Source organism: Ancrocorticia sp. (genome assembly GCF_052089425.1).
Classification (GTDB): domain Bacteria; phylum Actinomycetota; class Actinomycetes; order Actinomycetales; family Actinomycetaceae; genus Ancrocorticia.
Map to the genome: position 1 here is coordinate 8,930 of NZ_JBQCZW010000013.1, position 10,588 is coordinate 19,517.

Annotated in this window: 9 protein-coding genes; 5 read left to right on the plus strand and 4 right to left on the minus strand. The window is 60.7% G+C overall.

What is annotated here, in order from left to right; translation table 11 throughout:
* The coding region (locus ACTHV6_RS05910) for an ABC transporter permease (RefSeq protein ID WP_441386358.1) at nucleotides 1–1,626 on the plus strand (1,626 nt) is incomplete at its 5' end.
* 72 nt (nucleotides 1,627–1,698) lie between these two features.
* Here the strand turns inward: ACTHV6_RS05910 and ACTHV6_RS05915 are convergent.
* The 3 genes from ACTHV6_RS05915 to ACTHV6_RS05925 form a co-directional block, all read right to left on the minus strand.
* Nucleotides 1,699–3,222, minus strand: coding sequence for a S1C family serine protease (locus tag ACTHV6_RS05915; RefSeq protein WP_441386359.1), 1,524 nt, complete (start codon nucleotides 3,220–3,222; stop codon nucleotides 1,699–1,701).
* 292 nt (nucleotides 3,223–3,514) lie between these two features.
* Complete coding sequence (locus ACTHV6_RS05920; protein ID WP_441386360.1) at nucleotides 3,515–3,859, minus strand: DsrE family protein; 345 nt, start codon at nucleotides 3,857–3,859, stop codon at nucleotides 3,515–3,517.
* A gap of 88 nt (nucleotides 3,860–3,947) precedes the next feature.
* On the minus strand, nucleotides 3,948–5,909 hold the full coding sequence (locus ACTHV6_RS05925) for a dolichyl-phosphate-mannose--protein mannosyltransferase (RefSeq protein WP_441386361.1): 1,962 nt from the start codon (nucleotides 5,907–5,909) through the stop codon (nucleotides 3,948–3,950).
* Between the two features lie 37 nt (nucleotides 5,910–5,946).
* On the opposite strand from ACTHV6_RS05925, the gene rsmI reads away from it, so the two are divergent.
* Nucleotides 5,947–6,777, plus strand: a complete 831-nt coding sequence (gene rsmI, locus ACTHV6_RS05930) for a 16S rRNA (cytidine(1402)-2'-O)-methyltransferase (RefSeq protein WP_441386362.1) — start codon at nucleotides 5,947–5,949, stop codon at nucleotides 6,775–6,777.
* A gap of 129 nt (nucleotides 6,778–6,906) precedes the next feature.
* Here rsmI and ACTHV6_RS05935 read toward each other — a convergent pair whose 3' ends face one another.
* Nucleotides 6,907–7,899, minus strand: coding sequence for an isochorismatase family protein (locus tag ACTHV6_RS05935; protein WP_441386363.1), 993 nt, complete (start codon nucleotides 7,897–7,899; stop codon nucleotides 6,907–6,909).
* A 421-nt stretch (nucleotides 7,900–8,320) separates the two neighbouring features.
* Here ACTHV6_RS05935 and ACTHV6_RS05940 point away from each other — a divergent pair, with 421 nt between their 5' ends.
* The 3 genes from ACTHV6_RS05940 to ACTHV6_RS05950 form a co-directional block, all read left to right on the plus strand.
* Nucleotides 8,321–9,079, plus strand: a complete 759-nt coding sequence (locus tag ACTHV6_RS05940) for a DeoR/GlpR family DNA-binding transcription regulator (RefSeq protein WP_441386364.1) — start codon at nucleotides 8,321–8,323, stop codon at nucleotides 9,077–9,079.
* Nucleotides 9,076–10,083 carry a 1-phosphofructokinase family hexose kinase gene (locus ACTHV6_RS05945; RefSeq protein WP_441386365.1) on the plus strand — a complete coding sequence of 336 codons (1,008 nt, stop codon included), beginning with the start codon at nucleotides 9,076–9,078 and terminating at the stop codon, nucleotides 10,081–10,083. The genes ACTHV6_RS05940 and ACTHV6_RS05945 overlap by 4 nt, the downstream gene beginning before the upstream one ends.
* The coding region (locus ACTHV6_RS05950; RefSeq protein ID WP_441386366.1) for a PTS sugar transporter subunit IIA at nucleotides 10,076–10,588 on the plus strand (513 nt) is incomplete at its 3' end. The genes ACTHV6_RS05945 and ACTHV6_RS05950, both read left to right, overlap by 8 nt.

Consider the following 10,588-nt stretch of genomic DNA (forward strand, 5'->3'; position numbering starts at 1 on the left):
GGTGCGCTCTTCTTGTTGCTGCCGCTCGTGGCAATTCTTGCCCGAACTCCTTGGCCGCAATTCTGGGAGCTCATTTCCTCACCGGAGAGCATGGATGCTCTGACGCTCTCCATCAAAACGTGTGTGGTCACAACCGTCGTGTGCGCGGTGATTGGCACCCCGCTGGCAGTGGCACTAGGCCACATGCCTGATACGTGGTGGGCGCGCGCCATCCGCACAGTCTTTACGCTGCCGATGATGCTGCCTCCGGTAGTTGCGGGACTTGCACTTCTCATGACGTGGGGCAGAAACGGCATGATCGGCTCCAGCCTCTCGGTGATGGGCATTGAAATTGGGTTCACCACGATAGCTGTGGTGATGTCCCAGAGTTTCGTGGCTATGCCGTTCCTCGTGACGTCACTTGAAGGGGCAATCCGTTCGCGCGGTTTTGCCTATGAGAGGGCTGCAGCAGCACTTGGCGCATCCCGAACGCGCATCTTCTTTCAGGTGAGCCTTCCGATGATGCTGCCCGCCTTCGTTTCAGGGTTGGCGATGGCGTTTTCCCGGGCCTTGGGGGAGTTTGGCGCCACGATCACGTTCGCGGGTTCGCTCCAAGGCGTTACGCGGACCATGCCGCTGGCCATTTACCTCCAGCGTGAATCCAAGACCGAAGAAGCGCTGGCTCTGGCCGTTGTTCTCATTGTTCTGGCCATCGTGGTGCTGCTGGCGGCGAATTCTTTCGCGGCGCGCCTGCCGGGTGGCCACCATGAGCGCGGAGATTCACAGCGTCCGAACCGGTTCCGTCCTCAGGACGCCGAGACTTATGGCGGGGAGACAGATGACAGGGCAGGGGCGAAAAGCGGTGCTGATCCGAAACGTGCCGCGGAGCAGAAACATACCGCGGAGCAGAATCCTGCCACGGCACCAAACAACGGTACTTTGCAGAATCTGGACGAGGGCCCGGATCGCAGGGCTGTATCCAAGCCACGCCGCAGCCCTCTGGGACCTGGGCCGCGGATCGATGTTGACGCCAGCGTGAACGTGCGCGATGTTCATCTGAAGCTTTCACTCCCAGCTGGCGAACTCACCGCAATCATGGGACCAAACGGTGCGGGAAAGTCCACGCTGTTGGGCATCATCGCCGGTACGCTCACGCCTGATCGTGGCGGCGTCAAGTTCGTGAGTGAGGATAGTGCCTCTGGCTCCGCGAAAACCTCGCAGCCCCGAATCGTCATTCTCCAGCAGAACCCCTTGCTGTTCCCGCATATGACGGCAGCCAAGAACGTGACCTTTGGCTTGCGCGCCGCAGGAGTCAAGCGAGGCGTGGCATCCCAGCGAGCGCTGGCCGAGCTCGCGGAAGTGGGCTGCAAGGAACTAGCTGACCGCCGTCCGGACCAGCTTTCGGGTGGTCAGGCTCAGCGAGTGTCCATAGCGAGGGCCATGGCCGTCACGCCAGATGTGGTTCTGCTCGATGAGCCGATGGCGGGGCTGGATGAATCAAGCGCAGATCACGTGAGGGCACTCTTGCGCCGCCGCTTAGCAACGTCTGGAGCAACGGCCGTGTTGGTGACCCACGATCCGGTTGACGCTCAGGAGCTGGCGGATTCCACGGTTCGCATCCGTTACGGCAAGGTGTCGTCCGTATAACTCCCACAAAGGTTGGGGCCCTCACGCCACCGCGCGAGAACCCCAACCACTTCCTTAAATCTCAGACTCGTGTCAGTTCACAGTGGACTCTGAGAGCTTCACATCCACTTGACGTTCGGTGCCATCTGCACCGGTTACATCAAGCGTGACAGTGTCGCCGATACTGTATTCCTTCACGAGCGAGGATAGAGTTCCGGGATCTGTGATGGCCTTGCCATCGAGCGCTGTGACAGTGTCACCCTCCTTGACGCCGGCTTCAGCGGCTGCTGAACCCTCCAGTACTTCCACGATCTCGGCGCCGGCCGTATTCCCGCCAGCTACCGTGACTCCGAGGGCCGGGTTACGTCCAACAACAATCGTGTCGCTTGTGACATCGCCGGATGTAATCTGATCCGCGATGTCCATGGCTGTGGCGATTGGTACGGCGTAGCCGGATACCTGCTCGGATGTGTTGCCCTGCGAGGCTGCGGTAGTCACGCCAACAACCTCGCCGTTTTCGTTCATGAGCGGGCCGCCAGAGTAGCCAGGGACAACGTCTGCATCCGTGGCGATGAGGCCGGTGAGCACCTCACCGTCGGAGGAGGGGGACATTTCGTCCATCGCGGTGATTGTCTGGTCCAAGCCTGTCACCTCACCCAAGAGCTCGGTGAGATAACCCTGACCGGACCCGTTGCCGATTGCTGAAACCGCATCGCCCTTGGCAAGGTCTGAATCACCGATGGACACGGTGTCAAAATCAGATCCGTCCGTGATCTGCAGGACGGCCACATCGCGGGTCGCATCATGGCCCAGCACCTCAGCCTCATGTTGTTCACCCGTATCCGCAATGGATACTGTGACAGTCTCGGAGCCGCTCACCACGTGATAATTGGTGAGGATAAGCCCGTCTGAGTTCAGAATCATGCCGGTGCCCGCACCAGCGCCGTTGAACAGTAAGGTGTTGATCAGCACCACGCCGGGAGCGGATTCAACCTTCTCCCCAGCGTCAATACTTGGCTGTGTGGCGTTGGGATCAACTGGCTGAGGGCTCTGGAATGGGCCCTGCTGAGGCGCTTGCTGCTCCGACGTACCCGGATCGGCCGTATCGTCGCCCTGAAGAACATTGTCCAACTGGGTGCCAATGGCCCCGCCGAGAACTAGCGAGAGGACTGCCGTGATTGCTAGAAGCGCCGTTGACCATCGCTGCCTTGGCTTCTGGAGAGGGGGACCGAAGTACCCGGGAACGGGGCCTCCGCCAAAGCTTCCGGGACCACCCGGGCCACCAGAACCGCCCGCACCTATCGGACTGCCGTACATGCCGCGGTAGGCAGAAGAGCCGTTAGGCCCCGAGAAAGGCCCGGCGCCTTGGGCGGAATGCGCACTGCCAGCGGAGCTGTTTGCGCTCCCTGTCCCATCGGTGGCCGCGTAGGTTCCATGCCCCGGCCCGCCGCCGGCCCCAGTTGCCTGATGATAGAACTGGCCTTCGTATGAGTTGCCCGCACCTGCTGCCGGCCCGAAGGGTGTTGTACCCGGATCGGGAGCGGCGCCGTATTGCGGCCCGTTGTAGCCGTTGTTCTGCGTTGATCCACCCTGCGGATCAGAGTTTTGTGAGTTCATGCCTAGCCCCCTATTACAACAAGGCTGTCGTAATTTCTACCTAGGATCAAACCTTCTCTCGTGTGGTGAATTCAGGAAGTTTCCTGAGAACTACCTGAAGTCGGATCTGCGCAGTCAAACAGCGGGAGAGAAAACCGCATCACTCCGCTGAAAACTCACGATTAAGGTGGCAGCGAACGCCATTGTGCGCTGCCGGACACTTTGTTGAGTTGTCGAGTTGTCGAGTCGCGGACGTGCCGATTGCGCGAGCGCCGAACGTGCCGATTGCGCGAGTGCCGATTGCGGACGTGCCCTACGGCTTGATGTAGGCGAATCCGTCTCCCTGACGCGCCACCAGCTCGGCGATCCCCTGAGGAACGATTGCGATGAAATCGGAGGGAATGTTCTCCTCGCCGATTTGGCGGTTGTGCAGTGAACTCGCGCAGATGGTGAAGCGAACACCAGCATCAGCGAGGGCGCGGATGCGCTTGCCTCGTTCGGGGTTCACATCGAAGCCATTGAAGGGACGAACTGCTGGCCCGTTGATAACAACTTCAATCTTCGATGTCTCGCCGAAGTTTGCCGAATAGTATTCAAGATTGTTGAGAAGCTGTTCCCAGCGGGCGTCTTCATCAATGTGGAACACGACGTCAGTCATGCTGCCTCCTTCGTTGGATTGGTGTGAGCCTGATGTGATGGCCTCCATAGAGGATACATCGTTTCGGGACGAAGGTCCGATTCGCTTCTCAGATCCACGATTGGAACCACATGTGCAGATTCCAGTACGAATGGGACACGGTGCTTCCCCACCACAGCGGCATCCAGAAGATCGCCGCCGCCACGATCATGGCCGTGAGCGCGCCCACGGCAACGTATCCGGCGCGGTCGGTGGCCGGGGGATACCACCACGGGGCCGCCGGTTTCGTGTGTTCGGGTGCTGGTGCGAAGCGGGCGAAGAGAGGGTCCGGTTCGTCGTTTTTTTCGACGACGACGGCGTTTTCCCCTCTCCCACCATCACTGCGCGCAGAATCCGTCACCCTTTCCAGATCCTCCCACACGAGGCGCTGGATGCGGGGGCGTCCGAGCGTGCGCGTGAGATAGGCGAGCCCATAGGTCAGGGCGAGCACCACGAAGGGAAGGACGGCAACGGCATAAAACTGGAAGATGGTGCGCCCCGTATACCCCAGCCAGGGCATCCACAGAGCCATGTACCCGCCCAAGATGGCCCATGCGCGCCAATCGCGATTGCGAACGGCATTCCAGATGAGGATGCCTAGGCCAACGATGCCTAGCCACCAAATCACCGGGTTGCCCACGGAGGTGATGGCCTGAACGCAGCCGGATTCTCCGCAGCCCGGCGGATTCTCGCTCGCTCCGTTCCAGAAGAAGGAAACGGGGCGGGCCTGGATGAGCCAGTCCCACGCCTGCGATTGGTAGTCGTGGGGTTTGCTCAGGCTGTTGTGGAAGGTCCACATGGAGCCGTGGTAGTGCAGCAGAGAGTTCACGGCGTCAGGAGCCCACGATATGGGGATCTCGGCGGCTGGTGCGGACTGTGCCCACTGTCTGTTGTACCCGTTGGTATTGGCGAACCACGGGATCCATGCCGCGATGTAGGTCAGAAAGGCCACGGGAACCAGACTGATGAAAGCCGGGATACCCTCGCGGAACACGCCTGCCCCGAACCAGAGTTTGGCTCCCACGACCTTTCGGGCGCTTGCGCCCCACGCGAAGGCAATCAGCCCGAACACGGCCACGGCGTAGATCCCTGACCACTTGACGCCGCAGGCCATACCCAGAAGTAGCCCGGTTGCCATCATCCACGGCCTGCTCCATATGCGTGCGCCCCACGTGTCAGTGGGTGTGCCATTGGGGCGCAGCCTGCCGTGTGCAGTGCGGCGAGCCAGCTTGGCTCGCGAATCATCGCGATCGAGGAGCAGAGTGGCGAAGCCGGCTAGCGTGAAGAACGCGAGGATACCGTCCAGAATTCCTGCGCGAGCAAGGGTGATTCCCATGCCGTCCAGCGCCATGGCCACCCCGGCGAATCCGGCAAGGAACGGCGAGCGAAACAGCCGCATCGCAATGTACACCAGCAGCATGACGGAGGCGACGCCGAAGAACGCCGTGGTGAACCGCCAACCCATGCCCGTATCTTCGCCGAACAGCATCTGGCCGATCGCCATGAGCCACTTGCCGAGTGGCGGGTGCACCACGTAATCGCCCTCGACGGCTGAAAGCGGCGAGTAATCACCTTGGAGGAACAGATCGTTCACATTGTCGCCGTCCCACACGCCCTCGAAGCCCTGACGTTGGAGGGAGAACGCTCCTTTGACGTAGTAGGTTTCGTCAAACACGAGAGCATGTGGATGATTGAGGTTCCAAAAACGGGTGACGAAGGCAATCAGCCCCGCGATCGCGGCAGCGATCCAGCCACGGATGGTCAAGGTGCGCGGGAGCCTGCCGATCACGCCCAAGCGCCCGCGAAGCTCCTCTTCCCACGCCGCGGCCCGTGGCTCAGACAGAGTGACCATTTCTGTCAACACGCGATGTTCTGTGTTTCCAGCATCGGGACCAGACTGCGCTACCAAGCCGGTGGGTGTGGCTGCACCCGAGTCACCATCGCCGTTGCCCGGGCTTTCTGACAGGTTCGCGTGTGCTGCTGCGTCAGAGTTCTCCGGGTGGTCTGCGCCGGTAGGGTTCGAGTTGCTCACGTCGCGGATTCTACCTACGTGTGGGAAAGTAGTGGGCATGGAGCCATCTATTGTTCTCGCAGCCACACCCATTGGGAACGATGGCGATGCCTCGCCCCGCCTGAGAGAAGAGATCGAACACGCCGATGTGATCGCCGCGGAGGATACGCGGCGATTCCTCACCCTCGCCTCGCGCCTCGGCTTAGAACCTCGGGCACGCATTCTCTCCTATTACGAGCATAACGAATCTGAGCGCGGCCCCTACCTCCTCGAACTGGCGCGAAGCCAGCGCGTCCTTGTGGTGACGGATGCGGGAATGCCATCGGTATCCGATCCGGGCTACCGGCTCGTGGCCCGTGCTCGCGAGGCCGGTGTGAGCGTCACAGTGGTTCCCGGGCCGTCTGCGGTACTGACGGCTCTTGCCACCTCGGGGCTGGCAACTGACCGATTCAGTTTCGAGGGCTTTCCTCCTCGTAAGCCGGGCGAACGCGATAAGGCGCTTGCCGCTGTGGCCGCAGAACCCCGCACGATGGTGTATTTTGAATCGCCGCGGCGCCTGCCCGCCACGCTGAGCGCGATGGTGGAGGCATTTGGCAGCGGCCGTCAGGCATGCGTGTGCCGTGAACTCACCAAGACCCACGAGGAAGTTGTTCGTGATTCGTTGGGAGCGCTCGCGGCCTACTTCGATGAGGATGTTCTGGGCGAAATCGCCATCGTCATTGCGGGCGCTGATCCTCAGGCGGCGGATTTCGCCGGTGCCGTTGATGAGGTTATGGCGTTAGAGGCCGCCGGGCTGCGCCTGAAAGACGCGGCTGCACACGTGGCTAACCGTGACGGGCTCCGTAAGAAGGACTTGTACGAAGCGGCGATTGCCAAGCGCCCTCGCTAACCCACATTTTGCGCCCTAGATTCTGGAACCCGCCGATTCACACCTGTTCAACCTGCAGGTGGACTACTTATGTGCGCCTTGGACATGGTATACCCGGTCCAACCGCGCCATAACCGGTCCAGAGCGGGACTATGAGAGCCGGGGATCCGAGTCGATATCCCGGAAGTCGAAATCATCCTCGGAAACCTCGTCAGAGAAGTCAATTGATTCATCGTCGATATCCGGCAGATCGTCGAACTCGCTGAGATCGTATTCGTCTTCAACGGCCATGACAGTGGTGTCCTGATCGCTCGGCTCATCACCGGTTTCCTGTGTTCCGGCCAGCGGGGCTAGGCCCATCCTGATGCGATCGGCCAAATCTGCGCTCTCTTCATCATCGTTTGATGGGCCGTCGGTATCGAGAGAGAAATCGCCGTCGTCGTAATCATCTTCTACGCTCGGTTCGGACTCCTCATCATCAACTCGCTCAAGGAACTGATCAAACGGATCGGAGCCGTCATCGCCCGGAATCTCGGCGTCCACCCCCTCCTCGTAAAAGCCGAACGCCTCGGATGAATCGATCTGCTCTATCCCCGCTTCGTCCATATCCGTGCGCGCCTCCTCGCCCTGCTCCGGCGAAACGGGAACGGTCAAATCGGACAGAACCCGAACGGGCCATCCGGCCTTGAGGCCGTCCAACGCGGTCTCCTTCACGCAGTGGGATTCGGCAATACCCACCACATCGATCGCCTGAATTTCGGCGTCACGAAGGATGGATTCGAGGCCCTCGTCATTGGCGTCAACACCCTCGAAACCGGAGTAAGCGGCCTCGTATTCGCCCTTCTTTACTTCCACATCGATGGGGAGCGAAGCGATCGCCTCATGCAATTCGGCCTCCGCTGTGCCGGCCACCCCGTGAGGCGGCCACGTGTCCACGAAATCTGGGTTCGTGGAAAAATGCGAGCCCGGATCAACGTGCCAATCCTGCGTGGTGGCGATGAAGGCGTACTCATCTACGTTGTTCGTGACAAAATCGGCGATCTTATCGGCCACCGCATTGCCCCCATCAACGCCGAGGGCGCCGCCCTCGCAGAACGTTGGTTGGACGTCCACAATGATCAATGCGCGATTGAGTTCTTCCATGATGGGCTCCTTGAGGTGTGGAGATTGGTGGAGTCCATCCTATTAGATGGTGCGGGGTGATGGTGCCCGTGGGTTGTGCGTTCTTGGTGAACAGAGGGCACGCGTGGCGAACGGGCGGCTACATGGTGAACGCGGCTACGTGGTGAACATGGGGCTACGTGTACTTGGCGAACGCGGGGCTACGTGTACTTGGCGAACGCGGGGCTACGTGGCGAACACTGGCCCTGCGCTCGCTCTACCTAACGGCCGACTGGTAATCTGGATCACAATTGGCCTAGCGGGATGTTGGAAACTCACATAAACCCACATTGAAAATCTGTGGGAATGCCTGTGGTACTGCGGTATTCTCACAATCAAGAGGTAGCAAAGCCGCGAATTTCTGGGTATTGGAGCCTAGAATGCTTGGCACACTGGAGGTGCGATGTATGCCGAACAACGTCACCAGTTGATCCTTGATGAGTTGCGCCAGAGCGGAGAAGTTTCTGTGACGGCGCTGGCTGCGAAACACAACGTAGCTGCTGAAACCATCAGGAGGGATCTGGATCATCTGGGCGTGCTGCGCGCGCTCCGAAGGGTTCACGGTGGAGCTGTCCTCGCCGCAGTTGGAGCCAATGAGCCCGATCTGCTGACGCGGCTTCGGACCAATACCGCAGCAAAGCGCCGTATCGGGCAGGCGGCTAGCCGGCTTCTGGAAGGGCGCCCGGAGGCAACCATCGCGATTGATGCTGGGTCCACCACGGGTTCGCTCGTCCCTCACCTGCCCAAGGGCGCCGGACCTATCGTGACGGACGCTCTTGCTATCGCCCAAGCCGTGCTGGATCGGGGCCACGAGGTGTACATACTCCCGGGGCATCTACGCGAACTGTCACATGCGGCAGTCGGGTCCTCAACGGTTGATACCTTGCGCGGATACCATCCCGATATTGCATTCCTTGGATGCAACGGCATGGACGATGCTGGATTCACAACTCCAGATCCGCTGGAAGCTGCGGTTAAAACGGCAATGATCCGTCAGAGTGAACTTCGGGTGATGATGGCCGATTCCTCCAAGGAGGGCACTCATCACTTCGCGAGCTTCGCGCGCGTGGCCGAAATCAACGTGCTGGTATCCGATACCGGCTTATCTCCCCATTACATCGAACATCTACAGGATCAAGGAATCGAGGTGATCTGCGTATGATCATCACACTGACGGCAAACCCCTCGCTGGACCGGACGGTGACTCTGGGCTCCGCACTGGTGCCCGGTGGAGTTCATCGCATAGAGACCGATCAAGTCCAACCCGGCGGCAAGGGAATCAACGTGGCGTTCGGAGTGGCGCGGGCTGGCCTAGACACGCTCGCGGTTTTCCAGAGCGCGCCTGACGATCCACTGCTGGCGCTGCTGGACGAATCAGGGCTCCCGTGCCGGACCAGCCCAATCAACGGGCGGGTTCGCACCAATATCACTCTGTTGGGGGACGGCGTCACCACCAAGGTGAATGAACCGGGTCAGGAACTTTCTGCGAAGGAAGTGGCAGACCTTGAGCGCACACTCATTGACGCCGTAGGCCCCGGGGATACGCTCATGCTGTCCGGATCTCTGGCACCGGGATTGCCGGACTGGGAGTATGCGCGGCTAGTTCGCATGCTTCGGGACAAGGGAGCGTGGGTGGGAGTGGATACATCGGACGCCCCACTCGTGGCTCTTGCACAGGAGTTCGGTGGCAGGGACGGAGCTGGTGGCGGGGACGGAGCTCTCGGCGCTGCTCCCGATTTCATCAAGCCAAACGCGGAGGAATTGGGACAACTCACCGGGCGCGACGGTATCAAGCTTGAAGAAGATGCTGGCCGTGGCGATGTGTCGGACGTACGAGAGGCCGCGCTGGCACTGAACGCGCAAGGCATCGGTGAGGTGCTGGTGACTCTCGGGGGTGCTGGAGCCATTCTGGCCACCAACGAGGGCGTGTGGTTTGCGCCGCCCGTCAATGTTCCCGTCATTTCCACGGTTGGTGCTGGCGATTCCGCCACCGCCGGGTACCTTATCGCGAAAGCCCGCGGGCTGTCCGGTCCCGAGCGCCTCGCCTACGCCACCGCATATGGCTCAGTTGCCGTATCACTACCAGGAACAACCATTCCACGCCCGGAGCAAGTACACCCTGACGTGGACGCCGTACGTGAACTGAAAGGACAAGAAGATGTCTGACATGATCACTCCCGAGCTTGTACGGCTCGGGGTAGAACCACCCGGCGATAAACTGGCCACCATCGGGATGATGGCTGATGTTATTGCCTCCACCGGTCGCGCCGAAAAAGACGGCTTGGAAGCGGCCATGCTTGACCGTGAATCAAAGTTTGCCACCGGTATGCCCGGAGGAATCGCCATTCCGCACTGCCGCAGCGAGGCAGTGAACGAGGCGTCACTCGGATTCCTCCGTCTAGCAACGCCGGTTGATTTCGGAGCCAAGGACGGTCCGGCCGATATCGTGATCGGGATCGCCGCACCTGACGAATCTGGCTCCGCCCACATGAAGCTGCTCGCACAGCTGTCCAGAGCGCTCGTGCGTCCCGGATTCGTTGATTCGCTGAGGGCGGCGGGCACTGCTGAAGAAGTGGCCGAACTGGTCATGGGCGTGGTGAGTCCGCCTGCGCAGAAGCCGGCCGGTGGAGACGCCGCGAGCGCTTCTGGAGCTTCGGCCTCAGCTGGCGGG